The 26,968-nt window shown below is 72.4% G+C and carries 16 protein-coding genes and 1 tRNA gene; 10 read left to right on the top strand and 7 right to left on the bottom strand.

The window, feature by feature from the left end; all coding sequences use genetic code 11:
* Nucleotides 1-59 precede the first annotated feature (59 nt).
* Together OV079_RS10380 and OV079_RS10375 are read left to right on the top strand one after the other, a co-directional pair.
* Entirely contained in the window at nucleotides 60-1,058 is a 999-nt protein-coding gene (locus OV079_RS10380) for a hypothetical protein (RefSeq protein ID WP_267767912.1), read from the top strand.
* 170 nt (nucleotides 1,059-1,228) lie between these two features.
* Nucleotides 1,229-3,712 carry a penicillin-binding protein 1A gene (locus tag OV079_RS10375; protein WP_267767911.1) on the top strand — a complete coding sequence of 828 codons (2,484 nt, stop codon included), beginning with the start codon at nucleotides 1,229-1,231 and terminating at the stop codon, nucleotides 3,710-3,712.
* A gap of 357 nt (nucleotides 3,713-4,069) precedes the next feature.
* Here OV079_RS10375 and OV079_RS10370 read toward each other — a convergent pair whose 3' ends face one another.
* Nucleotides 4,070-4,822 carry a hypothetical protein gene (locus OV079_RS10370; protein ID WP_267767909.1) on the bottom strand — a complete coding sequence of 251 codons (753 nt, stop codon included), beginning with the start codon at nucleotides 4,820-4,822 and terminating at the stop codon, nucleotides 4,070-4,072.
* 114 nt (nucleotides 4,823-4,936) lie between these two features.
* Here OV079_RS10370 and OV079_RS10365 point away from each other — a divergent pair.
* The 3 genes from OV079_RS10365 (at nucleotide 4,937) to OV079_RS10355 (ending at nucleotide 7,055) form a co-directional block, all read left to right on the top strand.
* Nucleotides 4,937-5,012 (top strand) — tRNA-Ser (locus tag OV079_RS10365).
* 541 nt (nucleotides 5,013-5,553) lie between these two features.
* The gene (locus tag OV079_RS10360; protein ID WP_267767907.1) at nucleotides 5,554-6,108 is read left to right on the top strand and encodes a hypothetical protein; all 555 of its coding nucleotides are present in this window, start codon (nucleotides 5,554-5,556) and stop codon (nucleotides 6,106-6,108) included.
* Nucleotides 6,109-6,386: 278 nt separating this feature from the next.
* Nucleotides 6,387-7,055 (top strand): metallophosphoesterase family protein, encoded by a 669-nt coding sequence (locus OV079_RS10355; RefSeq protein WP_267767905.1) that lies wholly within the window; start codon nucleotides 6,387-6,389, stop codon nucleotides 7,053-7,055.
* A gap of 291 nt (nucleotides 7,056-7,346) precedes the next feature.
* Here the strand turns inward: OV079_RS10355 and OV079_RS10350 are convergent, their stop codons facing one another.
* Nucleotides 7,347-8,222 carry a reverse transcriptase domain-containing protein gene (locus tag OV079_RS10350; protein WP_267770215.1) on the bottom strand — a complete coding sequence of 292 codons (876 nt, stop codon included), beginning with the start codon at nucleotides 8,220-8,222 and terminating at the stop codon, nucleotides 7,347-7,349.
* Nucleotides 8,222-8,614: a reverse transcriptase family protein gene (locus OV079_RS55715; protein WP_267770216.1), complete on the bottom strand. Its 393-nt coding sequence runs from the start codon at nucleotides 8,612-8,614 to the stop codon at nucleotides 8,222-8,224. Before OV079_RS55715 ends, OV079_RS10350 begins: the two co-directional genes overlap by 1 nt.
* 846 nt (nucleotides 8,615-9,460) lie before the next feature.
* On the opposite strand from OV079_RS55715, the gene OV079_RS10345 reads away from it, so the two are divergent.
* On the top strand, nucleotides 9,461-11,188 hold the full coding sequence (locus OV079_RS10345) for an RCC1 domain-containing protein (protein WP_267767904.1): 1,728 nt from the start codon (nucleotides 9,461-9,463) through the stop codon (nucleotides 11,186-11,188).
* A gap of 161 nt (nucleotides 11,189-11,349) precedes the next feature.
* Here OV079_RS10345 and OV079_RS10340 read toward each other — a convergent pair whose 3' ends face one another.
* Both OV079_RS10340 and OV079_RS10335 read right to left on the bottom strand, forming a co-directional pair.
* Entirely contained in the window at nucleotides 11,350-12,552 is a 1,203-nt protein-coding gene (locus tag OV079_RS10340; RefSeq protein ID WP_267767903.1) for a cytochrome c3 family protein, read from the bottom strand.
* A 74-nt stretch (nucleotides 12,553-12,626) separates the two neighbouring features.
* Nucleotides 12,627-13,832: a hypothetical protein gene (locus OV079_RS10335; protein WP_267767902.1), complete on the bottom strand. Its 1,206-nt coding sequence runs from the start codon at nucleotides 13,830-13,832 to the stop codon at nucleotides 12,627-12,629.
* Nucleotides 13,833-15,411: 1,579 nt separating this feature from the next.
* Here OV079_RS10335 and OV079_RS10330 point away from each other — a divergent pair.
* The 3 genes from OV079_RS10330 (at nucleotide 15,412) to OV079_RS10320 (ending at nucleotide 19,112) form a co-directional block, all read left to right on the top strand.
* Entirely contained in the window at nucleotides 15,412-16,476 is a 1,065-nt protein-coding gene (locus tag OV079_RS10330; RefSeq protein WP_267767900.1) for a hypothetical protein, read from the top strand.
* A gap of 289 nt (nucleotides 16,477-16,765) precedes the next feature.
* Entirely contained in the window at nucleotides 16,766-18,514 is a 1,749-nt protein-coding gene (locus OV079_RS10325; protein ID WP_267767897.1) for an NEL-type E3 ubiquitin ligase domain-containing protein, read from the top strand.
* Nucleotides 18,515-18,590: 76 nt separating this feature from the next.
* Nucleotides 18,591-19,112, top strand: coding sequence for a hypothetical protein (locus OV079_RS10320; RefSeq protein WP_267767894.1), 522 nt, complete (start codon nucleotides 18,591-18,593; stop codon nucleotides 19,110-19,112).
* Between the two features lie 158 nt (nucleotides 19,113-19,270).
* Here the strand turns inward: OV079_RS10320 and OV079_RS10315 are convergent, their stop codons facing one another.
* Both OV079_RS10315 and OV079_RS10310 read right to left on the bottom strand, forming a co-directional pair.
* On the bottom strand, nucleotides 19,271-20,140 hold the full coding sequence (locus tag OV079_RS10315) for a hypothetical protein (protein ID WP_267767891.1): 870 nt from the start codon (nucleotides 20,138-20,140) through the stop codon (nucleotides 19,271-19,273).
* Nucleotides 20,141-21,138: 998 nt separating this feature from the next.
* Nucleotides 21,139-24,051: a BamA/TamA family outer membrane protein gene (locus tag OV079_RS10310; protein WP_267767889.1), complete on the bottom strand. Its 2,913-nt coding sequence runs from the start codon at nucleotides 24,049-24,051 to the stop codon at nucleotides 21,139-21,141.
* A gap of 429 nt (nucleotides 24,052-24,480) precedes the next feature.
* Between OV079_RS10310 and OV079_RS10305 the strand changes: the two genes are divergently transcribed.
* Nucleotides 24,481-26,928, top strand: a complete 2,448-nt coding sequence (locus OV079_RS10305; RefSeq protein ID WP_267767887.1) for a hypothetical protein — start codon at nucleotides 24,481-24,483, stop codon at nucleotides 26,926-26,928.
* Nucleotides 26,929-26,968: the final 40 nt, after the last annotated feature.

The raw sequence follows: 26,968 nt of genomic DNA, 5'->3' as shown, positions 1-26,968 counted from the left end.
TCGACATTCCCCCGCCCGGTGAAGTCGCCGCGCCGATCGACATCCCCGCGCCCGGCGAGGTGGCCCTGCCGCCGCAGCCCGCCCCGGTCGCCGCGCAGCCCGTCGCGGCCGCCGTGCCCGCGCCGCGCAAGTCCCTCGAGGACGGCACCCCGTTCGGCAGCACCGCCGGCTCCTTCGATCCCAACGCCGGCATCATCGACTCCGGCGAGGTCCAGGCGAAGGGCAACCGCGGCCTCGTGATCCTCGCCGCCGGCGCCGCGCTCGCCTTCGGCGTCGCGCTCGGCTGGATCGGCCATCAGATCACCTCGAAGGGCGAGGTCAAGGCCGTCGCCCAGAAGAAGGGCGGCGACATGTTCAACGAGGCCACCAAGGTCTCGGACATGCGCAAGGGCATCTCGCTCAAGATCGACGAGCTGCAGAAGTTGGTCTCCACCGATCCGGCGAAGGGCGCCGAGGAGTTGGCCAACCTCATGAAGACCAACTTCGAGAAGAGCCCGAAGATCGACGACCTGTTCGGCTGGCAGCTCGCGGGCATCGGGCCCGAGGGCATCCGCCGCACCTTCGACCTCTACGAGGAGGCCAACGGCCTGCGCCTCGACCTCGGCTACCTCGTCAACTTCGTCGCCGGCAACGCCAAGGCGCTGACCGAGACCGGCGGCCCGCGGCTGTTCGCCGTCAAGTTCAAGAAGGACGGCGCCGTGCTGGTCGAGCGCGGCGAGCCGATGTGCGGCGAGGCTCCCTGTCCCGAGGGCAAGGAGGGCGAGGCCACCGGCTACAAGGTGCGCGAGGCGGTCAACCAGGAGTTCGCCGTCGCCGCCAGGGGCTCCGACGACGGCCAGGTCCTGCCGCTGTCCGCGGACACGCAGATCTACGGCTACATCGTCGGCCTGAACCCGGAGAACAACGCCAAGCTGGTCGCCGGCTCGCTGTTCGCCAAGGTCAAGGCGCGCCTCGAAGAGATGGCCAAGGCCGAGGGTCGCGCCCTCAAGGCGCTCAAGAGCTACTCGGACGATCCGAACATCGACGGCGGCGGGCCCGCCGATCCTGGCGCCGACTGAGTGCAGTCGGGAGCACAGCCGCCTACCCCACCTGCCGGCCCCGTCGCCGGCGACACTGCCCTTCGCGACCCGGATCCGCAGGGGCAGCGCCTCCGGGTCCTCCGCCGCCGCCGGCATCGCCGCGGCGCTCGGGGCCCGCAGGTTCGTCGCCGCTCGTCGTCGGCTCGCGGTTGTGGGTCGTCAATCCGGCCCGCGCCGGCCTGTTCGGCTGGCTCGTGCGCTACTACGTGTTCGCGGCCGCGTGCATCACCGTGGCTTTGGGCTACGTCGGCGTGCGGGTCTATCGCGCCTATGACGCCGCCCTGCCCGACATCGCCGACGTCGAGCAGTACGACGCGCTCGCGCCCGGCGTCACGCGGATCTACGCCGTCGACGGCAGCGTCCTCGCCGAGCTCGCGCGCGAGCACCGGGCCTACGCCCCGATCGACGAGATCCCCGACCGCCTGATCCAGGCCTTCCTCTCGGTCGAGGATCGCCGCTTCTTCACCCACGCCGGCCTCGACTGGCGCGGCCTGGCGCGCGCCACTCTGGCCAACCTGCGCTCGGGCACCGTCATCCAGGGCGGCAGCACGATCACCCAGCAGGTCGCCAAGGGCTTCCTGAGCGACGAGCGCACCCTCGACCGCAAGCTGCGGGAGGCGCTGCTCTCGCTGCGGATCGAGGGTCGCCTCGGCAAGTGGCGGATCCTCGAGATCTACCTCAACAAGATCTTCCTCGGCCACGGCGCCTACGGCGTCGCCGCCGCCGCGAGCCGTTACTTCGGCAAGGAGCTGCACGAGCTGACCCTCGCCGAGGCGGCGCTGATCGCCGGGCTCGCGCGCGCCCCGTCGCGCTACAGCCCGCTCGCCAGCCCCGAGCGCGCGCTCAAGCGGCGCTCGGTCGTGCTGCAGGACATGGTCGAGGCCGGCGCCATCACCCCGGCCGAGCGCGACGCCGCCGACGACGAGCCGCTCAAGCTGGCCGCGCAGCCGCCCGACGTGTTCCGCCTGCGCGCCCCCTACTACGCCGAGCACGTGCGCCGCGAGGCCGGCATTCGCTTCGGCGAGGCCGCGGTGCTGCAGGACGGCCTGCAGATCGAGACCGCCGCCAACATCGAGATGGGCGCCCAGGCCCACGCGGCGATCGACTCGGCCCTGCGCCGCATCGATCGCCGCCAGGGCTGGCGCGGCCCCGTCGCGCACCTGTCCGACGAGACAGCCCGCGTCACCCTGCTCGAGCGCACCGGCGCCGAGTACGGCGACGACGCCATGACCGCCGATCCGCAGCGCTGGCGGCTCGCGCTCGTCACCGAGGTCAACGCCAAGCAGGCCAGGGTCCGCGCCGGCAAGGTCGAGGCCCTGCTGCCGCTGAAGAAGATGGCCTGGGCCTCGCGCTACGACCGCAACACCGGCGTCAACGACGTCAAGCTCACCCGCGTCGACGAGGCGATCGAGGCCGGCGACGTCGTGTGGGTGCGGCCGGCGCAGAAGCGGCGCAGCGTCATCGCCGAGATCGACGACGAGGCGGCCGCCGCCGAGAGCGCCGCGAATGAATCCGGGGACATGTCCGGAGGGACAGTCGCGCTCGAGCCGGCCGACGAGGCCACCGGCCTGCCGCAGGTCGAGCTCGGCCAGCTGCCGCGGGTCGAGGCTTCCATCTACACCATGGCGCACGACACCGGCGAGGTCGAGGCGATGGAGGGCGGCCTCGACTACGACCGCTCGCAGTTCAACCGCACCACCCAGGCCTGCCGCCAGCCGGGCAGCGTCTTTAAAGCCATCTACTACGCGCTCGCGCTCGACGGCGGCCAGTACACCATGGGCTCGGTGCTCGAGGACAAGCCCTACGTGCCCGAGCCGGGCGAGCTGTGGAACCCGCAGAACATCGGCCAGACCCTCGACGGCAAGGTCCTGCTGCGCACCGCCCTGATCAAGTCGCTCAACCTGCCGTCGATCCGCCTGTTCGTCAGCCTCGGCGCCGACAAGGTGGTCGCGTGGGCGCGCCGGCTCGGCTTCACCACCGAGCTCATCGCCGACCGCGCCCTCTCGCTCGGCGCCTCGTGCGTGCACACCGACGAGCTCTCGCGCGCCTTCTCGATCTTCGTCCGCGGCGGCTCGTGGGTCGACCCGATCTACATCCGCCGCGTGATCGACAAGCGCGGCCAGACCCTGCTCGACCAGCGCCACCCGCTCGACGCCGGCCTCGACGTCGCCGGCCGCCTCGATCGCATGGCCGCCCTCGGCGTCCACGGCCCGCGCCAGGTGGTCGACGACCGCACCGCGTTCCTCATCACCCGCCTCATGCGCGAGGTCGTGACCGCCGGCATCGGCGGCCGCGCCTCGCAGATCGGCGTGCCCGCGGGCGGCAAGTCGGGCACCGCGTCGAAGAACGCCTACACCACCGACACCTGGTTCGTCGGCTTCACCTCGCGCCACATGACCGCGGCGTGGATGGGCGACGACACCTACGAGCGCTCGCTCGGCGACGAGGACGCCAGCTACACCACGGCGACGCCGATGTGGACGCAGTTCATGGCCGGGGTGGTCGCCGGCATCCCGCACGAGAACCTGCCGCTCCACCGGCCCCCGGGCATCTCCAGCCGCAACGTCGACGCCCGCAACGGCGAAGAGCCGAGCGCCGGCATGCCCTCGGCGACCCTGTACTTCAAGGACTGACCGCACGGACATGTCCGCCAGGGCATGTCCGGCAGGCCATGTTCTCGCGGGCATGTTGCAAGGGCATGTCCGGAGAGACAGCTCTCACGGCTCGACGGCCGCGGGCCGCCGGCCTCGCCGCGCTCGCCAGGACATGTCCGCGGAGACAGCCGTCAGCGGGCCGCCCGCCCGCGGCCGCCAGGGCCCCGCCGAGACCCTGCTGCGCCGCCTCCTCCGCGACCCCAGGTGAGCCTCGCCCGAGCGGACCGGGCCTCGGGGACATGTCCTCTCGCACAGGCGCCATCGGACATGCTCTTCAAGGCATGTCCGAAGAGCCACGAGAGCGAGCGCGTCCGGCTCGCCGGCGCGCCCTCGCCGTCAGAACCAGGTCGAGATCCCGAGCGTCCCGGCGAGCGTGAACGCCTGGGCGGTGCGGCCCCACACCGGCGCCGGCATCGGCGGCACGCCGGGCCCGCCGACGCGGCCCCCGATGCCGTGGACCCACCGGTAGTCGAACGTCATGCCGAAGTCGATCGAGAAGTACTGGGTCACGAACGCGTGCGCGCCGAAGCCCACGCCGAGCAGCGGCGCCATCGCGCCGCTGCGGGTCCAGTTGGGCCCGTCGTTGGTCGTCAGCGACGCGCCGGTGAAGCCGGTGCGGACGAGGATATACGGCAGCACCGGCCCCTCGGGGATCGGCAGGATCTCGAGGTACGGCGTGAACGTGCCGACGAACGCGGTCTGCGAGTCGTCGTTGGCGCCGTCGTTGGGGTTGTTGTTGCGATTGAACGAGTGGCTCAGGTTCATGCCGAAGCGCGCCCCGAGGATCAGGTGGCGATGGATGCCGTAGCCGACGCCGAGCGCGATCACGGACGCGCCGCCGACCGGGTTGCCGTCGATCGTGACCGGGCGACCGGCGCCGAAGCCGATGACGTTCCAGCGCGGGTTGGCCGGGTCGGGGGCCTCGCCGGGCTCGTAGTACGGGCGGCCGTGCGTCCACGACAGCACCTCGGTGTCGAGGTGGACGCGGACCTTGCCCTTCGGCGCGACCCTGGCTGCCTCTGCGGTGGTTGCGATGGACCCCAGGGCGCAGACGAGCGAGACGGTGAGTGCGAGTCGATGGAGGTTCATGGCTCCGCCAGGGTAGGCCACGCGCGCCGGCGAGCCAAGCGCCGCGGCGCTTGTGAAGATGGCGGCCTCGGGGCTACGCTCGCGGGCGAGAGGCCGCCATGTGGGCCGAGGCCAGAGCACTTCGCCCGCTGGATAGGGCGTTTGATTTGAGATCAAAAGGTCGCGGGTTCGAATCCCGCAATGTTCACCACCGCCGCGGTCGGGCGGCCTCTCGCTGATTTTCTGCCCTCGCGCTCGCTCGCCTGCTCCGCCCGCGGCGAGCGAGCGCGCATGCGAATCGCGGCGGCGCGGCGCGTCGCCTCGCGGGCCTGCGACTCGGAGTGCTCGGAGCACGCCGGTTCACCGCGGACCGCAGATCGCGGACGGATCCGACTTCGCGCCGCTCCGTCGCTCATGCTCGCGACGAGGGAATCACCTCGCGACGCGCGGCCGGTCATCCTCGCTAGACGCGGCGATCCGGACGACTCGCATCACCCCGACACTCTGGCGCTCCACCACCGCCGAGCCCTTCGTGCACGCGACAGCGACCTCGACCGCAACCCCGTCATCGCCGCTCGTCCGGCCCCCGGGACCTCGCTCGCCGCCAGCGGCCTCGAGCACGTACGAGGCCCGCTGCGGCCGCTCGAGCAGCGCGTGCGATTGACCGCCCCCTCCACCTCCCGTACCGTCTCCGGCGGGCTGCACCGCCAGCTGTCGCTCGGCCCGCCTCTCCCTCACCGACGAAGATCCGCATGACCGCCGCCACTCGAGCCGAACCGCGCGCCGCTGCCCCCGAGCGGATCCTCTCCCTCGATCGTCTCGCCGCCCTCTCGAGCGACGCCCTGCGCGGCCTCTACGCCCGCGGCTCGGTCCCCGACGATCTCACCGCGCTCGACGGTCGCCCCAAGGGCCGCATGCTCACCGTCCGCGGCCTCGAGCACGGCCCGGCCGGCCGCTTCCTGCGCGCCCTCGCCCGCCACCCGCGCTTCCCCTGGGACGGCAAGAGCTTCTTCCCCGCCGACGCCGACGAGGGCCGCGGGATCAACCGCGTCGACCTGCTCGTCCGCCGCTTCGAGTGGTTCCCCTTCGCCACGCGCATCGAGCCCTCGGTGGTCGACGGCGAGCCGTGCGTCTACCTCGACTACGAGCAGCCGGGCAACCCGTGGTTCATCGCCCGGATCCGCGACGAGATCCGCGAGGTCGCCCCGGGCCTGTACCTCGGGCCAGCCATGTGGAAGCGCGACGACGGCCGGGCCGCCCACGTGCTGTGGTTCGCCGTCGACTTCAGCACCCCCTCGAACTTCTGAGGTCGCGCGGGAGGTCCCCGCAGCCTGAGCTCGGGGACATGTCCTCGGTGACATGCCCGTTCCAGCAGGAACGCGAGGACATGTCCCGACGGCCTCCTCATCGCTGCCGCGTCCGCCGGCGTCGCCCAGCCCGAGCGCCGGCGCACCCCCCGAGTCCAGCCGAGAGCGCCGCCCGCCGCCGAGACGCGCGCAATCGGACGCCCACGCGTGCGCCTGCCCCGGACCGCGCCCGGACGCGGGCCGCCGGCTCGCCCGCGTGGCATACTCGTGGACCCCCCGTGCTGCGCCGCTTCGCCCTGCTCGGCGACATCCACGCCGAAGATCGCCGCCTCGCCCTCGCGCTCACATGGCTCCAAGGACAGGCCCTCGACGCCGTCCTCGCCGTCGGCGATCTCGCCGACGGCCGCGGCGATCTCGACCGCTGCTGCGCCTTGCTGGCCGCGCACCGGGTCCTCGCGGTGCGCGGCAACCATGACCGCTGGCTGCTCGGCGACGAGCTCCGCGGCCTCACCCACGCCCACCAGGCCGTCGACCTCGCCCCGAGCACGCTCCGTTACCTGTCGGCCTTGCCCGCCACGCGCCGCTTGGCGACGGTGCGCGGCGATCTCCTGCTCGGCCACGGCGTCGGCGACGACGACATGGTGCGCCTGCGCCCGCACCACACCGGCTACGACCTCGAGGCCAACTTCGCCCTCGGCGACCTGCTCGCCGATCCGTCGCTGCCGCTGGCCGCCGGCGGCCACACCCACCAGCGCATGGTCCGCGCCTTCGCCCGCCCGCTCGGTCCCCCGCTCGTGTTCATCAACCCTGGCACGCTGCACCCCGACCACGACAGCGGCTTCGCCGTCGTCGACCTCGAGCGCGGCCAGGTCGCCTACCACGACCTGGTCGAGCAGGCCGGCGGCTCGCTCGCGGTGCAGGCCGCCGAGATCGAGCCGCTGCCCTGAACGTCGAAGGGTGCTTCGGCCAACCCGTCCCCGCCGCCTGGGTCGGCGCGCCTCGCTGCGGACGCGACCGGCCGACCCGGCCTCGGCGACCCGGAGCACGCGGCGACGAGCTCGGCGCCGCCGGCCGTCGAGTTTAGACATGTCTTATGGACCATGTCTGTAACGGTCGGGTAGAGAGGGCCGCGAGGTTCACCGAGTCTTGCCGAGCGCTCTGGTCGCTCGGATAGGTCTCCTCGCGGTCCTCCCCCCACGGATCCGGACGTGCAGATTTCCCGCATCCGGCTCTTCTTGTCAGAGGTTCGCTGAGCGGTACACGGAGTGCACGACGCGTGGCAGTGGGAGTGGGAACCTGGCCAGGATGGTCTTGGAGAAGCGCGCCGCGGAGAGTCTCCGTTGCGAGCGTCGCCTCAGACTCTTCCACCAGGCGAGCTCGACCCAGTATCGCAGCCTGCGAAGAGCACGGAAGTTGCCCGTGATCCCGTAGTACTGGTCGTGTCCGCGGAGCTTCGCCGCGAGTATCTTCGCCTGATAGGCCACGGGTGCGTGGAGATGCTGGCGACACCAGTCGGTGATCGCTCGCACCGCCCGCGTGAAGCGCGACCGCATCGTACTGCGCAGCACGGCCCACCCGCCTCTTAGCGTCTTCGCCCACGTGTGGGTGAAGCCCAAGAAGTCGAACGAGCGCGACTGACCCGGTCCGCTTCTCGGCGCTTCGTCGCCGCGAGGGCGCTCGAATCGCAGCAAGCGAGTCTTCTCCGGATGCAGGCGCAGGTTGTACTGCTCGAATCGCTTCGGCAGCACGGCCTGCACTCTCCTCGCGTCGTCCTCGTGCTCGAAGCAGATGACGAAGTCATCGGCGTAGCGGATGAGGAACGCCTCGCCACGCATGCGCGGCAGCACGTCTTCGACCCACCATCGGTCGAGCACTTCATGCAGGTAGATGTTCGCCAGCAGCGGCGAGATCACGCCCCCTTGCGGCGTGCCCGCCTCGGACCGTCTCACGACGCCGCCCTCGAGCACACCCGCGTTCAGCCACTTGCCGACGAGGCGTACGATCACCCCGTCGCTCACCCTCTTGCTCAGCAAGTCCCGGCAGACCTGATGATCGAGCGTGTCGAAGAAGCTCTGGACGTCGACGTCCAGCACCCAACCGATCCGCTTGTTCATCAGGCCCCGCCACAACGCCTCCAACGCTTGATGCGCGGAGCGCCCGGACGGAAGCCGTACGAGAAGTCGTAGAACTCCGTCTCGTAGAGCGGCTCCAGCACCATCGCCACCGCGCGCTGCAGGACCTTGTCCTCGTGCGTCGGGATCCCGAGCGGCCGCGTCTTGCCGTCGCCCTTCGGGATCTCCACGCGCCGCACCGGCGGGGCCCTGTACAGCCCCGTCTTCGCGGACCCGAGCAGGCGCTCGAGGTTTCCCTCGAGGTCGCGCTCGTACGCCTCCGCGGTCACGCCGTCGACCCCGGGTGCCGCATCCTTGCGCGTCATCCGATGGGCCTCCGTCAGCCACTCGATGTCGATGTGGTGCGCCAGCGTCCTCAGCGCCGTCCCGGGCATCTGCTGCGCAAGCTTCGCTATCCGATCTTGTTTCGTTGAGATGTTGGTGGGTTTCGGTGTTCCCGACATCTTTCCCTCCTCGGTTCTCTGACAAGGCGCCCCCTTCCCTCCGCCGGGTCCTCGCGGGTCGAGTTCCCCGGCCTCCTCGGTACTACGAGGCGCTCCGACTCCCTGCTGCCCTTCCACGCGCGCTTCGGTTCGCCCTCGCGTCGCATGTACCACCTGTCCGTGGAGACAGCAGGGCCTCCCAAGTTCCTGGGTGACCCCCTTGCACACGTGCCGTGTTCCACGACCCCGGAGGAGTCCTCGGGAACGACCGAGCCTTCAGCCCGAGGATGTTGCCTTCCGCCGCATGTAGAGCGTCGGCCTCCTCGACTTTCAGAACCTTTCGAGGCTGATTCCACGGCCCACGTGCTCCCTGTGTACGCTTCGCGTTTCCGTCTCCGGATCCCGCGCAACACTCGGTTCCGGCCGGGACTCGGCCTTGCCGGACGAGGGCAGGTCCCCTCGCACAGGGTCACTCTCAAGGTTTCTGCTTCCTTGCTTCCTCCTTCGCCAGGCTTCCTTGGCGCACACATGCCCATTCGAACATTTCACCGAGGACATGTCCTTCACGACATGTACTTTCGAACGCTCTCGCTCGCCGGCCCGCTGCGACGCGGCGTGTGCTGGGGCGCACCTCCCCTCGACCCTGCTCTCTCGAACCACCTCGATGCACGCGGCGATCGCCCATCTCCCCGCTCGCTCGAGCGCGCCGTCTGCGGGCCCGCCCTCGAGGGGCAGTCCTGCGCTCGGGGAGCGCCCGCGTTGACGGCCTGCGCGCGGCCATGCAACCTGCGCGCGCACATGCCTTATCTGCAGCGGACTCCTCTCGCCCTCACTGCGCTCTTGCACCTGGCCGCCTGCGGCGGTGATCCGCCCGCGACGAGCGGCACCGACGCGACCTCGACCGCGGACACCTCCGAAGCGACGAGCGGCGACCTCACCACCACGGACGCACCGGCGACCGCCAGCGAGACGGGCGTCGGCCCCACCGGCGATCCCACCACCGACGCGCCGACCACCGCCGGCACGGACGCCGACGCGGTCTGCGGCGACGACTCCGTCGGCGACGGCGAGGACTGCGACGACGGCAACACCGACGACGGCGACGGCTGCAGCGCCGCGTGCGTGCGCGAGCCGGGCTGGCAGTGCGACGGCTCCCCGAGCGTGTGCAGCGACATCGACGAGTGCGCCGACGCGCTCGACGACTGCGGCGACGACGCGACCTGCACCAACACCCCGGGCGGCTGGGAGTGCGCGTGCGACCCCGGCTTCGAGGGCGACGGCAAGCGCTGCCAGCCCGCGGGCGCGACCCAGGTCGTCACCGGCGACAGCCACACCTGCGCCCTCCTCGACGGCCGGGTCAAGTGCTGGGGCAGCAGCTTCTACGGCCAGCTCGGCCTCGGCGACGACGAGAACCGCGGCGACGCGCCCGGCGAGATGGGCGACGCCCTGCCCTACGTCGACCTCGGCGCCGACGCGGTCGTCGTCGCGCTGGCGGCCCAGGGGTACCACACCTGCGCCGCGCTCGAGTCCGGCGCCGTCAAGTGCTGGGGTCGCAACATCGGCGGCGAGCTCGGACTCGGCGACAGCGAGGACCGCGGCGACGACCCCGACGAGACGGGCGACGCCCTGCCCGTGGTCGACCTCGGTGCCGGTGCCCACGCCGTCGCGGTCACCGCCGGCTCCCTTCACAGCTGCGCGCTCCTGCAAGACGGCCGCGTCAAGTGCTGGGGCCAGGCCGTGTTCGGCCAGCTCGGCCAGGGCAACATCAACCCGCTCGGCGACGGGCCGAACGAGCTCGGCGACCTCCTGCCGTTCGTCGATCTCGGCGGACCGGTCGCGGCGCTCTCCGCCGGCCATTGGCATACCTGCGCCCGCCTCGAGACCGGCGCCCTCAAGTGCTGGGGCCAGGGTTCGGAGGGCCAGGCCGGCTACGGCACCAGCCAGAACTACGGCTCCGCGCCGAACCAGATGGGCGCCATGCTGCCCGCGGTCGACCTCGGCGACTTCGAGCTGGTCGCCGTCGTCGGCGGAGGAATCGCCACCTGCGCCACGCTCGCAGGCGGCGCCCTCAAGTGCTGGGGCGCCAACGAGGACGGCCAGCTCGGCCTCGGCGACACCGTGGCCCGCGGCGACGGACCCGGCGAGATGGGCGACGCCCTCCCCGTCGTCGAGCTCGGGGCCGAGGTCGTGAGCGTGGCGGCCAACGAGCGCCACGCCTGCGCCGTGCTCGCGGGCGGCGCGGTCAAGTGCTGGGGCGCCAACGACCGCGGCCAGCTCGGCCTCGGTGACACCCAGGCCCGGGGCGACATGCCCGGCGAGATGGGCGACGCGTTGCCCGCGGTCGACCTCGGCGACCCGGCCGTCTCCGTGTCGGTCGGTGCGGAGCACGCCTGCGCCGTGCTGCAGAGCGGCGCCGTCAAGTGCTGGGGCCGCAACCAATCCGGCCAGCTCGGCCTCGGCGACGACGAGAGCCGCGGCGACGACCCCGGCGAGCTCGGCGCGGCGCTCTCGGCCGTCGAGCTGTGAGGCTCATGTCCGAAGGGGCATGTCCGTCACGACCTTCCCCTTCGGACATGTCTGTAGGGGCATGTCCTTCACGACATGTCCCTTCGCGCCGCCGGTCCCCCGCCCGCGCTCGGCGCCCGCCCGGCGTGGCCTTCGCTCGCGCCGCACCTCGACGCCGCCGCTCACAGGCACTCGTTGCGCGGGTCGCCCGGCTCGTGGCACTTGAGGCACACGCGGTGGTTGCGGGCCGCCAGCGCCGAGCAGCGCATCGACGCCGCGAACCCGGGCCCGTGCGGGCTGACGTTGAGCCCGGGCATCGCCGCGCTCGTGGTCGCGTGGCAGGCCAGGCAGCTGTCCTCGGTGTGGCAGCTGGCGCAGGTGGCGATGTTGCGCTGGGCCGCGAACGCGTGGCTCTGCGGCGAGTCGGGCGGGCCCTCCCAGCCGATCGGGTGGAACCGCAGCGACGAGCCCACGCCAAACTTCGCGTCCGGCCCGTCGCCCATGCCGAGCCGCTGGTGGCAGGCCAGGCAGTCGGTCTGCATGCGGTGGCACGACTGGCAGTCCTGCGTGTTCGCGCGGGCGTCGAGCGCGTGCGTCGTCATGTAGTCGGCCGCGTGGATCCGCATCGGCCGGACCGCGCCGGCGTGGCAGTCGGTGCAGAACGTCTCGTTGTGGCACTGCGCGCACAGGCTCGGGTTGGCCTTGGCGATCCCGCGGTGGTCCTCGACGAACGCGAGGTCGTGCGCCGCGCCCCACGAGCTCTTGCCGCGAGGCACCAGCGCCGGCATCACGCGGTCGCTGAAGCTGCGCGTCGCCAGCTTGCCGTTGGTGTCGGCAGGGTGGCAGGTCGCGCAGCGGCTGCTCGCCTTGCGCCCGTCGTGGCAGGTCAGGCACGACGCCTCGCTCGGCAGCTGCAGCACCGTCGCCATGCGCACCTTCGACATGTCGCCGTGGCACGACTGACAGTTGGCCCCGGCCGCCAGGTGGTTCTTGTGCGAGAACTGCAGGTTGGCCTTGGGCGCGCGCAGGGTCGCGGTCACCCGGCCCTCGGACAGGCGCGTGTGGCATTGCCCGCAGCGGGCCGGCTCGGTCGCCGGCCGCGGGTGCTGCGGCCCGTGGCAGCTGTCGCACACCGCCCCGGTCGGGAAGTTGAAGTCGGCGACCTTGTCGCTCTCGCCGATCTTGGTGTGGCAGCGCGCGCACGCCAGCCCGAGCCCGAGGTGCTGCCCGTGGTTGAAGCGCAGCGGGATGTCCTGCTCCGGGTACACCGGGCTGCCGCCGCGCATCGGCCCGTGCGTCACCGGGGCGGTCGCCGGGATCTCGCCGACCGTCAGGCCGCCGCCCGCCTGCACGTAAAGACCTGTCCCGAAGGCCAGCCCAAGCATCACCCCCGCGACCGCCGCCGACCGCCCCTGGCCTCGCCCTTCCTGCCGCGTCGTAATCGTGTGCCGCGTCATGCTCACCTCCGCACCCGGAACGACCAGTCGGCCGTCAGCGCGCCGAACAGCCGGAAGGCCTGCGAGTAAAAGGTCGTGAACATCTCCTCGCCGAGCACCGCGAGGTGGATGCCGCGCCACAGCTGGGCGTTGAAGCCGAGCTGCAGCGCCACGCTGTAGCCGCGCCGCGCCTCGGTCACCTCGTCGCGGTAGTACACGCCGTAGATGCGGGCGTCGAGGGCCAGGCGGTCCCACCACACCATCGTCCGCGTGTCGAGGCTGCCGCCGGCGCGCGTCCCGCCCTCGCCGCCGAGGCCGTAGCCGTCGAGCCTGCCGGAGAAGCGGCGCCCGCGGTACGCCGCCGAGGCCCCGCCGCCGGCCCCGAGCTGCAGCGACTTCACCGGCGACGTGCCGAGCGCCGCCGTCGTCTCGCTGCGGAAGAACCGCATCTGCCCGCGCGCCTGCAGCGAGATCCGCGGCATCGGCCGCGCCTCGAACACCAGCCGCGCGTCCTCGAACGGCGTCAGCGCGAACACGTTGAAGATCGAGTCGAGGTCGAAGATCGGCAGCGTGCGGATGTACAGCGCGCGCAGCAGGTGCTGCTGCGTGAACGCCAGCTGCAGGCCCGCGGTCACGTCGTCGAGGCGACCTGTCCCGAGGTTCATGCGCAGCGCGCCGTACGGGCTGACCCGCCCGCCGGCGAAGTTGCCGGCGAAGCTGGCGCTGACCACCTCCTGGTCGACCCCCGACGGCAGGCCGAGGCTGCCGTCGTCGTCGACCAGCTTGCGGTTGACGCTCGCGGGCGAGAACGTGCGCCGGTAGGCCACGCGCGCGTCGATCCACTTGAGCCCCCACAGCGACACCCCGGCGCCGAACATCGGCGAGAACGCGCGGTCGGCCGCGGTCCCCTGGGTGCCGTCGAGCTCGAACGTCGGCAGGCCGAACACCGCCGTGCCGTCGACCTGCAGCCCGCCGAACGCCTCGAGCGCGAGGTGGGCCGGGATCCGCACCCGCGCCCACCCGCCGTCGAACGCGTACCAGTCGAGCCCGCTGAACTCGAACTGGCGCCCGAGCTTGAAGTCGACCCGGTTGCCGAGGTTCTCGCCCTCGAGGTACGCGAACATCACGTCGATCTGGCGCCCGTCGATCGCGTTGACCAGGCGGGCCGCCCGGTCGTCGCCCGGGCGCACGTAGCTGCCGAAGTCGTGGCGCAGCCGCATCGACGTCACGATCCGCAGCTGCCCGTCCTCCCGCGCGCCGCCTCTCGTCGGCCGCGCGCGGCGGCAGCAGCTCGTAGACCCCGAGGTTGACGTACTGGACCAGCCGGCGCCGCGACAGCAGCTGTCCTTCGGGACCTGGCACTTGGACCATGTACCCTTCACCGAGAGTGCGGGCGACCGCGCGCACCTCGGTCGCGGCGGCCTCGTCGGGGGTCGCGGCGATCACCGCGGCCAGCGCGAGCGGCAGAGCCCGGACGCGCCGCCCCGCGCGGCCCGGCGCACCGGCGACCCCGTGCGCGATCGATCCCCCTGCCCGCAGCAATCGCTCGTATGCTAAGCCATTCCCCGGCCCTCGGTCTCGGCCGATCGCCGTCACCACCACTCGCCCCAGGGGCCACCCTTTGCCGCGCTCCCGTCTCGCACGACCCAGGTCCGCCGCGCCTTCCTCTCGCTCCGCCGCTGCGCTGCGACCCGGCGCCGCGCGCACGGACCCCTCCGCCGTCGGACCTGCTGCCGCCGGAGCCTCTGCATCGATCCCGGCGACCATGACCGCGACTTCATCTTCGCGCGACTCCGGCTCCGCCCGCGAGCCCGCGCCCGGGTCCTGGTTCACCGCGACTTCCGCCGCGCGCGCCCCAGCGCCGTCCTCCCCCTGCGCCGCTCCGCTCGCGGCTCCCGGCCGCACCCCCTTCGGGGCCGCGCCGGGCTCCGCCGCTCCGCTCGGACGTCCAGACGCCGCGGCCTCGTCGACACGATCGACCGCGCCCGCGCGACGGCGCCGGGCCCGCCTCGGCGCTCTCGGTCTCGGCCTCGCCTTGCTCGCCTGTCGCCCGCAGTCGACCACCGCGCCGAGCGACACCGGACCGGTCGCGTGGATCGACGTCGACCCGCTCAAGCCGGCCGAGATCCCGGCCGCGGGCGCCTCCTCGCGCGCCGCCGTCGCGCGCCTCGATCGCCTGCTCGACCTCCTCGACGCCGCGCGCTTCACCGGCGACGAGGGCGCGCGCGAGGCCTTGTGGACCGCCCTCGGTGGCGCTGCCATGGGGCGCGGCGCCGAGGCCACCCGCGAGGCCGAGACGCGGCTGCTCACCGAGGCCCTGGCCCTCGATCTCAAGCCCGACCTCGACGACGACGCGCGCGGCTTCCTGGCCGGCGCGATCACCCTGCTGTCCGCCGATCTCGGGCTCGTCGCCGGCAGCGAGGACCTCTCGGTGCGGGTCGCGGCCTACCGCAACATCGCCGAGGACGGCCACCCGCGCGCCGCCGACAACGCCCGCTGGCGGCTCTACGACCACGTGCGCGGCTGTCTGGCCGGCGCCGCCGCGGCCGTGCCCGACCGCCGGCTCGAGGTCGCGGTCCACGGCCTTTATGTCCGCGAGGACAGCCTCGCCGCCTGGCTCGACGATCGGGCCGTGCACGCCCAGGCCCCGTGGCCGCCGCCGTCCGAGCTGTGGGGCCTCCTCGCCGCCGAGCGCGACGCTCTGGCCGCCCTGCCGCGCTGGCGCGGCGCGCTGGCCCGCCGCGACCGCGACGATGCTGTCCTTCAGGACACCTTCCTCGCCGCGCTCCCGGCCGCCCGCGACCCTGCGTGGGACCTCCAGCGCGTGCCCGCCGGGACTGGCCGAAGGACAGCCTCGCCCCCGTCGTCGGCATCGCCGGCGAGGACGTCACGGTCGACCTCGGCCGCCCCGGCGCGCGCCGCAGCACCCGCGGCGCGCCCGAGCTGGTGCGCGCCGTCGAGGCCGCCCTGGCCCGCGACGGCCGCGGCGCGGTGCTCCTGGTCGCCCCGCCGCTCCTGCCCTCGCCCGCCCTCAACTCGATCCTCCGCACCTTGCTCGACGCCCGCGTCGCCCGCATCGAGTCGGCGGTGCGCGAGCCCCGGCTGCCCGAAGGGACAGGTGACATCGTCGCCACCCTCCCGCTCGAGGTCGTGCGCCCGAGCGACCAGGGCCCGGCCGCGCAGGTGCTCTCGCGCGCCCGCGTGCGCGTCCACCTCGGCGGCCGCGGCCCGCGGCTGGCCGTCGACGGCGGCTGGCTCGACCTCTTGCCCGGCCCGTCCGACCTCGAGGCCCAGCTCGCCCGCCTCGACCGCGCCTACCCGCGCGAGCGCATGGTCACCCTCACCCTCGGCGACGACGTGCTCTACCAGCAGCTGCAGGACCTGCTGCGCGCGCTGGTCGGCGGCCCGCAGCGGCGCTTCGACGTCGTCGCCTGGACCCCGGCCGCCGCTCCGCCGCCCGCCGAGCTGCCCGACAAGTCGCTGGCCGAGGCCCGGCGCAGGCTCGAGGTCCGCGCGAACCTGTTCCCGCGGACCGCCAGCGCCGGCCTGGTCCTGCCCGCCCCGCCGCCCGGCGCCCCGGCCGAGCCGCTCCTGCCCGAGGGCGACCAGAAGCGCGCCGAGGCGCTCGCCCTCGGCTTCGTCCGCTGCCTGCCCGAGCTCGAGACCCCCCTGCGCGCCGGCGAGGCCGTCGACGTCGAGCTCCGCTTCGAAGAGGGCCGCCTCGCCGGCGTCGAGCCCAAGCCGCCCCGGACCCGCGTCCCCGCGCCCCGCCTGGCCGCCTTCAAGACCTGCGTCGAGGACGAGGCCCGCGGCTTCCGCCTGCGCGAGCAGCAGGCCAGCGTCCGCTTCACCGTCCGCGTCCGCCCGAGCTGAACGGCATGCCCACCCGCCGCCGACGAGCCTGCCCCGATGACCATGTCCACCAGGACATGCTCTTTGCGACCTGCGCGTTCGCACCTGCCCCTCGCGCCATGTCCCTCACGACCTGCCCCAACGAGCAGGCACCGAAGGCAGTCTCCGCACCGCCCCGCACGCTCAGCCTCCAGCGCCCTCTCGCACCTGCCCCTCGCGCCATGTCCCTCACGACCTGCCCCTCCGAGCATGTCCTCTCGGCCACTCTCGCGCGCCCCCGACCCGCGCCGCCGCGCGTCCGCGAGGCCTCGTGACCCGCGCCGCCCGCTCGCTCGTCCCCGCCCGCGCGGCCGCCCTCCTCGCCGGCGCCCTCGCGGCCGCGGCCGCCCTCGCGCCCGGCTGCGAGCCTGCCTTCGACTGCCAGGCCCCCGTCGACGGCGAGGCCCTCGAGCTCTCGGGCGAGGGCGCGGGCGCCACGATGGACTCGTTCTGCAGCGCCTACACGCTCGGCGTCGAGGTCGACGCGCTGATCGTCCACGGCACGCGGATCCAGCACCTCCAGCTGCCGTGCCTGTGCGGCGTGACGCAGTCGATCGAGATCACCGACAACCCCGATCTCGTCGACCTGAGCGGCCTCGGGCGCGTGCGGGCGATCGGCGGCGGCCTCGTCGTCGCCCGCAACCCCAGGCTCGAGACCCTCACCGGCCTGCCGGTCGACGCCGCGCTCGGCGTCGCGGTCGACGAGTCCAGCATCGTCATCGAGAACAACGACGCGCTGATCGACCTCGCCGGCCTGCCCGACGGCGGCGGCGAGCTCAAGGGCGACCTCCAGATCGTCGGCAACGCGCGCCTCGCCAGCCTGTCCGCCCTGCCGCCCAAGCTCACCCGCGTCCGCGGCCTGCGGGTCGCCGCCAACCCCGCCCTCGACTCGCTCGCGGGCCTGCCCGAGGGCCTGACCGCCATCGGCGACGGCGGCCTCGTCGTCGCCGACAACCACGGCCTGCGCGACCTCGTCGGCCTCCCGCCGGGCCTCGCCCGCATCGACGGCCCGCTCGAGATCCGCGCCAACACGGCCCTCGAGCGGCTCCACGGCCTCCCCGAGGCTCTCCTCATCGTCGGCGGCCGCCTCGAGATCAGCAGCAACCCGGCCCTGCGCGACCTGTCCGGCCTGCCCGCCGGCTTGCAGGTCGCCGGCCTGCTCGAGATTCGCGACGACGATGGCCTCGTCGATCTGTCCGGCCTGCCCGCCGGCCTCCAGCTCGGCATCGACTCCGAGACCGGCGACAGCTTGCGCGTACTCGACAACGACGGCCTCCTCGACCTCGCCGGCCTGCCCGCCGACATCACCGCCCTGGCCGGCAGCGCGCGCATCGTCGGCAACCCCGCCTTGACCGATCTATCCGGGCTCTTCGGCCACCTGCGGAAGATCGGCGGCAGCCTCGAGATCGGCCGGAACCACGGCCTCGTCGACCTCGCCGGCCTGCCCGACGACCTCCAGCTCGGCATCGATCGCCTCGGCCTCAGCCTCGTCGTCGCCGACAACCAGGGCTTAGGGCGCCTCACCGGCTACCCGGCCAGCCTCGCGGCGCTCCCCGGCGGCCTCGCCCTCGTGCAGAACCACGCGCTGCACGACCTGACCGGCCTCGAGCAGCTGCGCCACGTCGTCGGCGACCTCGTCCTCGGTCGCCGGCGAGCCAGCGACCTCGACCTCCCCTGCACCGACCCCGAAGCGCCCGGCGGCAACGACGGCCTCACCTCCCTCACCGGCCTGTCCGCGCTCGAGCGCGTCGACGGCACCCTCGCCGTCGCCTGCAACCAAGCCCTCGTCGCCCTCGACACCTTCGCCGCCCTGCACACCGTCGAGGGCAGCCTGATCTTGCGAGAGAACCCCGCCCTCGCCGACATCACCGGCCTGGGCGGCCCAGACGGCGTCCTGACGCGGGTCGGCGGCGTCTTCGAGATCGACTGCAGCCCCTTGCTCGATCTCGAGGCCGTCGTCGCGGTGCTCGATCACGTCGACGCTCCGGTCCCCGCGCTGCTCGACCTCGCCTGCCCGTGACAGTCGCCACGCCCGACGATAGGCTGCGACGATGAGCGGGCCTGTATACGAAACACTGTACCAATTCAGCCGCACCTTGACCGACGATCACATCGACGAGGATCTGTCGGAGGTCGAGACAGCGAACGACCGCACGGTCCAGTGCCAGGTCGTCCACGCCCGCGGCAAGCTCGACGGCCGACCCGTCGTCGTCTCGTACCACTCGCACTATTTCCTCGGCGCCCGCGGCTACCGCTACATCCCCAACGTCCTCGAAGTGTTCGTCACCGGCAACCACCTCAAGTTCGAGGGTGAGTGCCGCGCCCGCGGCTTCGCCGACAAGCTCGCCCGGTGGTTCGGCGGCGGCGGCCGGCGCGGCCCGGACCCTATCTTCGACGCCTGCCGGATCGACGCCCCGCGCGACGCCGACCTCGCCGACTTCTCGCGCCCCGACTTCACCGCCCGACTCGCCGCCCTCAGCGGCCACGTGCATTGCCTCCAGGTCCAGGTCCAGGCCGGCACCGGCATCAACGCCCTCTTCCACGGCACCCACTACCGCAGCTCGCTGCCCCGCCTCCAGGCCATCGTCCACGACGTCGCCGCCCTCGCCGCCGCCTGATCCGAGAGAAATCCGCGAGCGACATGTCCCCGGAGACATCTCGCTCCCGAAACGCCTCGACCCGCGAGCCCGAGCGCTGGCAGATCCTCGCCGACCGCGACCGACATGTCCCCAGAGACATGTCGCTCCCCACTGCTCGGCCTACGAGCGAACCGCCCTCACAGCCACGCCCACGCGTCGGCCCAGGCGCGCACCTCGATCGTCACTGCCCAAGACGTCTGGTCCGGTCCCCACGCCGTCAGCAGCACCCGTCGCCTGTACCGCGACACGCACACGTGCGGCCCCTCGCGCCGCCCGCTCATCCACGTCAGCGGCGACTCCGCCTCGCCCCACGGCTGCTCGCCCAGTACCGCCAGACGCACCAGCTGACACCACGGCAGCGGCACCACCAGCTGCGCCCCCGACGGCAGCTGCGGCGATTCGATCACCAGCGCCGGGTCCTCGATCCCGCCGCCGCAGTCGATCGTCACCGCTCGCAGCCGCAGCGCCTCGTTCCACCTCGCTCGCTCGTGATGCCACACGTTCCGCCCACCCGGGTCGTGACCCGGACGCGCGATCGGCCGCTCCACCCGGTAGCGCAGCCGGGCCAGCCGGCCCGCGGTCGCTTGCAGCGGCGTCGCATCGACCTCCTGCTCATGCACCACCGACTCGTGCAGCGCATACCAGTGCGGCCCGCTGCAGTCGCGGTGGCCGAGCCCGATCTCGAGGCCGCACGCGCACACCAGGTTGGGCAGGCCCGACCCGCTGCTGGCCAGCCCGCAGCAGCCCGCAGTGCGCCGCGAGTCAGGATGGACCTGCACCCACCACCTCGTCAGCGGCGCGAACAACCACGGATAGCTCGCGGGATGGCCCCCCAGGTACGAATCGCGGAGCCCCGGGTGATCCCAGCGCACGAACCACCGCGCCGGCAGCAGCCACGTCTGACTCTCGAACGGGTTCAGCGCCTCCGCCAGCTCGAGCTCGCGCGACCACGGCGTCAGCACCTCGCCGCAGCGAGGACAGCGGAACCGCGATCGCATCGGCGGCACCCCTCCATCCTACCGCAACGCCCTCCCGCCGCGAGTCCGCGCATCACGCCTGCGAGCAGCACCGCCTCCGACACCCGCGAAGAATCGCCGCCCCCCAGGCTTGCCGCGCTCGCACGGATACGCCGAAAAATCGCCCGTTCGCCGGCCTTCACCGTCAGCGAACGCCGCCGCATCAAGTCGCTACCCGCAGGACCATCGACGCGAGAGCATGCCACACCGTGATGCACCCGAGAGCGCGTTCGGTCGGCGAACTCCGGTTCCAGGTGTTGTTCCCTGCGAGAACACGCCCCGCCCTCGTCGACGCGAGAGCGCACCCGTCCCCGCCAGCGCCCCCTGATGCCGGTGATGCTCGCCGCGAGCAAGCACCGCCGTCGTTCGCCGCGAAGGCGTCTCTCTCCCCGGTGCCGTTGATGCTCGCCGCGAGAGCAACCACCGCCGTCGTTCGCCGCGAGGGCGTCTCTCTCCGCCAGCGCAAGTCCGGTGCCGGTGATGCTCGCCGCGAGCAAGCGCCGCCGTCGTTCGCCGCGAGGGCGTCTCTCTCCGCCAGCGCACGTCCGATGCCGTTGATGCTCGCCGCGAGAGCAAGCACCGCCGTCGTTCGCCGCGAGGGCGTCTCTCCCCCGCCAGCGCACGTCCGGTGCCGGTGATGCTCGCCGCGAGGAGAGGCCACGCCGTTATTGACGCGAGATGGCGTCTGTTCGGCGGCCAGCCCTGGCCGTCGAACAGGCGCCCCGCGACCTGCCCCCAAGGACCCCCCTCATCGAAGCCCGCGACGGCGAGGCGGCTTCTCACGGCTGCAGCCGTGCCAGGGGTTCGGGGACGCGGCGGCCGCGATTAGAGGTGGGATGGGTGCGAGGAACGAGTGCCCATCCCGCCGGTAACTCGCGGCCGCCGCGTCCCCGGACCCCCCGCGAGGCGCAGTCGGCAATATGCGAAGCGCCTCACCGCACGCGTCGAGTTCCCGCTCGTCGAGCACCGACGCACATGTCCCTTTCACCCTAACCAAAAGGACATGCCCCCAAAGACATGCCCCCAAAGACATGCCCGGAAAGACACACCCTCCGACCCGCCGTCCTCGGCGCTCGAGCACAGCCCTTCAGAACGGCTGCAAGAACGTCAAGTTCACCCCGACCCGCGGCAGCTGAGCTCCCCGGATCGACCCCCTGATAGTCCGCCAGATAGTCCGGCAGCACCTCGTCGAGGCAAGTCGTACGGCGGCGGACCAGCGGCACCGCCACGTCGAACCGCACGAACTGCGGCGTCACCCCCAGCAGCTGCAGGAAAGCCGTCACCCCGTAGCCGACCTGCCCGTACCAGCTCTCCTTCCCGAACCACCCGCGCAGCGTGTCGCACGGAGACACCGACGCCACCCCTGTGAACAGCGTCCCCCCGATCCCGCGCAGCCAGAACAGGTGCACCAGGTTCACATTGAAGTTCGACCAGAACATGTGGCGGTACTCGAGCTGGGCCAGCGCCACCCCGCGGCCGAACAGCTCGTTCCCCCCGTATGCGCCCAGCCCGTCGACCCCGCCCGCGCGGACCAGGCTGCGGAACTCCGGGCGGCCGACGATCGGCACCATCATCGTCAGCTCGAGTCGGCTCGCCAGAGTGTGCTGGTGCGCCAGCGGCCAGATGTGCACCCACGACGCCGACGCGGTCAGGCTGTGGCGATGGTCGGGCGCCGGCACCCCCGTGCGCAGCGTCTCCTGCGCGTACAGCCCGAACGCCAGCCGGTGCCCGCGATCCGGCCACAGGCTGAACTTGCGCGTGTCGTCGATGATCGACAGCGACTGGGCGAAGCGCACCCCGCCGACCCCGTCGAGCCCGCGGGCCGTCAGCGAGTGGACCTCGCCGAACAGGCGCACGCGTCCGCGGCGGCGCCGGCGGTTGATCTTCTCGCCGAACCACATCGTCGCCCCGCCGCCGATCGCCGCCGCCGACTCGCGGTCGCGGTGCAGCTGCAGGTGCCCGATCGACCCCAGGTCGCGGCGCCGGCTCATCTCGAACAGCACCCGCCCCGACAGCGCCTGCAGCCGGGCCGCCGGCGTGTTCCCGGCCAGGAACTCCGACGCCGACACCTCGAAGCCGAACCCCGTGTAGACGAAGCGGAAGCTCGGCGGCGAGCGGTTGTTGTACAGCGGGTCGACGTTGCGCTTTTTCCCCTGCGGCTCCTCGAGCAGGCGCGTGCGCGGGTCCACCATCACCGACCGCAGCTTGTGCTGCGTCTCGAGCGTGAACACGTGGTCGACCGTACCTGTCCCCGTGGACACCTCGATGTTCGTCCCCGCCGCCGCCGAGCCGTTCCACACCAGGTAGTGGCGCTGCCCGCCGCGCTCCGTCGCCAGCACCTGCACCGGCTCGACCGCCGCGTGCTCCCCCTCGCGCCGGATCGTGATCGTGTGGCGCCAGCGGCCGTCGCCGAGCGGCTCGCTGTCGACCTTCTGCACCGAGTAGTCGACCCCCGGATAGGCCGCCAGCCACTGATCGAAGAACCACCCGAGCGAGTGCCCGTACGCCGCCTCGGCCGCGGCCACCGGATCGGCAGTGCGCTCGCGGGCCACTTTCTCGTAGAACGCCTCGCGCTGGCTCGGCGTCAGCAGGTCGACCATCTTCTCGTGGATCCGGCGCCCCGTCGGCAGCGGGTGCGAGAAGTACAGCGGGTGCAGGCGCAGCGGCATCACGTCCTCGCTGCCGCGGAAGTAGCTCTGCGCGAACGCGGCCTGGCCGGTGTAGAGGAAGTTGTCCACCATCGGCACGAACGTGATCCGCCGCAGGATGTCGCTGGCGAACTCGTCGCCCTGGGCGCGGCGGGCCCGCCACACGTCGAGCAGCGCCGTCGCCATCGCGTCGTACAGCCACAGATCGGTCGACGGGTCGTGGCGCCCGACGTAGGCCCCGTACATGATCTCGTCGAGCATCGCCCGGGCCGCCGCCGCCTGATGGAAGCCCTGGAACCGCCGGCCCGGCGACACCTGCAGGAACTGGTCGCTGACCAGCACCGCGGATGGGTGCGCCTGGGCGATCTCGGCCCGCAGCGGCCCCTGCACCACCGTGATCCGGCTGTCCGGCGGCGGCTCCAGGCCCGCCAGCGTGGCCACGTCGATCGCCTCGCGGGCGATCCGCAGCACGTGGCCGGGCACGTCGCGGTACAGCTGCAGCTTGCGCTCGGCGGGCACCTGGTCGCCGGGCCGCCAGAACATGTGCAGCACCTCGATCTGCACCCCGCGCCAGGTCTCGCGGGCCCGCTTCCAGCGCGGGCCCCAGAACACCTCCGGGTAGGCCACCTCGGCCGTCCCGACCGCGCCGCTGGCCACCACCAGCTCGTCGCGCCCCAGCAGCTTCGCCTCTCTGTCTGTGGGGACATGTCCCGGAGACCATGTCGGCACCGCGGCGAACCGCGCGTCGACCGTCCAGCGCGCCGGCGTCACCACCCGCGCGTCCGGGTCGAGGCGCGCGCCCCCGCGGGCCTTCGCGCTCGGCAGCGGCGCCACCGCCCCGCTGAGGCTGCAGCGCCGGCGCGAGCAGCCGAACGGCCAGTAGCGGCGCGGCACCTCGACCGTGTACTCGATCTCCAGCGTATCTGTCCCTTCGGACAGGGTCACCTCGACGTCGCGGCGCGAGCCCGTCTGCCGCACCGCCTCCGCCCCGGCGTGCCCGCCGACCACCATTCGCCCGCGGCGGAACGGCCCGTCGAGATAGGTCGCCTTGGCCACCTCGTCGAGTTCGAACGGCTCGCGCCCCAGCGCCTCGGCGAAGTTCAGCAGCACCAGCTGCTCGCCGGCGCGGGCCGGGCGGCTGAGCTTGTACGTCGCGTGGCCGACGGCCGCGCCGCCCGAGTGCGGCACGCGTCTGCCGTTCGGCAGGCGCTCTCCGCCGCGCACCACCTCCAAGCGGACCTCGACCGCCGTCACCCCGAGGTCGTCGCTCGTCGGCGCGGCCGTCGGCGGCGGGTCCGAAGGCGGTCCGGTCGGCGCGTCCGAGGGCGCGTGAGCTTGCGGCGGAGACAGGTCCGACGGATGTGAAGCGTCCCCCTCGGCGCCGGGCGACGATGATAGAGACGGCGCGCGGCGGACCGCCCACGGGTGGCCCTCTGCGGCCGGGGTCGCCGTAGCGACCGCGAGTCCGACCAACCACGGCGCGAGCAGCCCACTGGACAACCGCGCTCTTCTGGGGCCAGCCACCGCCTGCCTGAAGAGTGCCCGACCTCTCCGCACCGCACCAGGGCCAGCCGCTCACCCGGCGTCCGGCGCGGGTTTGCCCCCCGTTTCCCGCCACGAGCTTGCTCCCCGCCCGGGCCGGGCTCTACAGTCGTCATGGCGGGTCCCGCCGGAGCTTACGCCATGACTTCGCTTTCTCGATGGTTCCGCGTCGCGCGCGCGGAAGGTTTGAACGGTTCGTCGGAGGCGCTCGCGTCGGCGGGCGGCACGACACAGGCCCGACCGCTGCCCGTCAGCGAGTGGCTCCGCGGCTTCGCCCTCGGCCTGCTGGTGGCCGTCGGCTGCGGTCGCAGCGATTATCTCGGCCCCTGTGCCAGCGACGCCGACTGCGGCGCCGGCTACATCTGCGGCCAGGACGGCGTGTGCATCGAGGTCGGCGGCGAGTGCGTCGTCGACGAAGACTGCCCCGACGGCGAGAAGTGCCTCAACTACGAGTGCGTCGAGCCCCAGGTGTGCGACGACAACCTCGAGTGCCCCCCGGGCACGATCTGCGTCATCCCCGAGGGCGAGGACACGGGCGTGTGCCAGGGCCCGCCGCCGACCTGCCCGCCCTGCCCGGTCGGCACCGAGTGCGACGGCAACGGCCAGTGCGTCCCGGTCGACCCGCCCGCCTGCCAGAACGACTTCGAGTGCCCCGAGGGCCAGATCTGCATCGACGGCGAGTGCGCCGCCCCCGGCGAGTGCGAGTTCGACTTCGAGTGCCCGTTCGAGCAGCAGTGCGTCGAGGGCCAGTGCGTCCCGGTCGGCTGCGACTTCTGCCAGTGCGAGAACGACTTCGACTGTCCCTTCGGCCAGGTCTGCGTCGACAACTTCTGCCAGCCGGAGTGCTTCAGCAACGACCAGTGCCCGTTCGGCGAGGTCTGCATCGACGGCGCCTGCGTCCAGGGCGAGTGCAGCATCGACGCCGACTGCCCGCCCAACCAGGTGTGCGAGAACGGCTTCTGCCAGGCCCAGTTCTGCTTCGACAGCACCGACTGCGACCCCGGCGAGCAGTGCATCGACTTCCAGTGCGTCCCCGGCGGCATGTGCCAGATCGACGCCGACTGCCCGCCCGGCAACGAGTGCGAGAACGGCCAGTGCGTCCCGATCGCCGGCTGCAACACCGACCTCGACTGCCCGCCCGGCCAGCAGTGCCAGGGCGGCGTGTGCATCCCCGGCCAGCTGTGCATGAGCGACGCCGACTGCCCGCCCGGCGAGCAGTGCGTGGGCGGCGTGTGCTTCTTCCCGCCCGAGTGCATCGAGGACGTCGACTGCCCGCCCGGTCAGCTGTGCGTCGACGGCGACTGCCAGGACCCGCCGCCTCCCATCTGCATGGCCGACGTCGACTGCCCTCCGGGACAGTTCTGCAACCAGCAGACCAAGCTGTGCGAGCTGATCCCGCCGCCCCAGTGCATCGACAACGACGACTGCCCGGTCGGCCAGATCTGCGACGCCAACCAGCAGTGCGTCCCCATCGTCCCGCAGTGCATCGACAACGATGATTGCCCGGTCGGCCAGATCTGCGACGCCAACCAGCAGTGCGTCGACGCTCCGCCCCCGCAGTGCATCGACAACGACGACTGCCCGGTCGGCCAGATCTGCGACGCCAACCAGCAGTGCGTCCCCATCGTCCCCCAGTGCATCGACAACGACGACTGCCCGGTCGGCCAGATCTGCGACGCCAACCAGCAGTGCGTCGACGCTCCGCCCCCGCAGTGCATTGACAACGACGACTGCCCCGTCGGCCAGATCTGCGACGCCAACCAGCAGTGCGTCGACGCTCCGCCCCCGCAGTGCATCGACAACGACGACTGCCCGGTCGGCCAGATCTGCGACGCCAACCAGCAGTGCGTCCCCATCGTCCCCCAGTGCATCGACAACGACGACTGCCCGGTCGGCCAGATCTGCGACGCCAACCAGCAGTGCGTCCCCATCGTCCCCCAGTGCATCGACAACGACGACTGCCCGGTCGGCCAGATCTGCGACGCCAACCAGCAGTGCGTCCCCATCGTCCCGCAGTGCATCGACAACGACGACTGCCCGGTCGGCCAGATCTGCGACGCCAACCAGCAGTGCGTCCCCATCGTCCCGCAGTGCATCGACAACGACGACTGCCCGGTCGGCCAGATCTGCGACGCCAACCAGCAGTGCGTCGATGCTCCGCCGCCGCAGTGCATCAACAATGACGACTGCCCGGTCGGCCAGATCTGCGACGCCAACCAGCAGTGCGTCGACGCTCCGCCGCCCGTGTGCGTCAGCAACGACGAATGCACCCTCGACGAGGTCTGCATCGCCGGCACCTGCACCTTCATCGGTGACTGCCAGACCGATGCCCACTGCGCGACCGGCCAGACCTGCCAGGCGGGCGTGTGCACCGGCTCGCCGCAGTGCACGACCAACGCCGAGTGCGCCGCCAACGAGTTCTGCCTGTTCGGCGAGTGCTTCGCGCCGAAGATGTGCGTCAAGAACAAGGACTGCGACACCGGCCAGATCTGCGTGTTCGGCCTGTGCTCCGCCGGAGTCGAATGCGCCGAGCATGCCGACTGCGACGTCGGTCAGGCCTGCTTCGAGGGTCACTGCAACACCCTGTGAGCGGCGCGCGCCGCTGACTCGCACGAGCCCGCAGCGCCGC

Source organism: Nannocystis pusilla, from assembly GCF_026626665.1.
GTDB lineage: Bacteria > Myxococcota_A > Polyangia > Nannocystales > Nannocystaceae > Nannocystis > Nannocystis pusilla.
The sequence above is the reverse complement of the archived record's forward strand: the minus strand, read 5'-3'. Positions and strand labels throughout refer to the sequence as shown.

Coding starts and splice junctions, on each gene's coding strand:
- OV079_RS10360 (WP_267767907.1), top strand. CDS start 5,554: ATGACCGCCGCCACTCGAGCCGAACCGCGCGCCGCTGCCCCCGAGCGG.
- OV079_RS10345 (WP_267767904.1), top strand. CDS start 9,461: ATGCCTTATCTGCAGCGGACTCCTCTCGCCCTCACTGCGCTCTTGCAC.
- OV079_RS10350 (WP_267770215.1), bottom strand. CDS start 8,222: ATGAACAAGCGGATCGGTTGGGTGCTGGACGTCGACGTCCAGAGCTTC.
- OV079_RS10340 (WP_267767903.1), bottom strand. CDS start 12,552: ATGCTTGGGCTGGCCTTCGGGACAGGTCTTTACGTGCAGGCGGGCGGC.
- OV079_RS10370 (WP_267767909.1), bottom strand. CDS start 4,822: ATGAACCTCCATCGACTCGCACTCACCGTCTCGCTCGTCTGCGCCCTG.
- OV079_RS55715 (WP_267770216.1), bottom strand. CDS start 8,614: ATGCCCGGGACGGCGCTGAGGACGCTGGCGCACCACATCGACATCGAG.
- OV079_RS10305 (WP_267767887.1), top strand. CDS start 24,481: ATGACTTCGCTTTCTCGATGGTTCCGCGTCGCGCGCGCGGAAGGTTTG.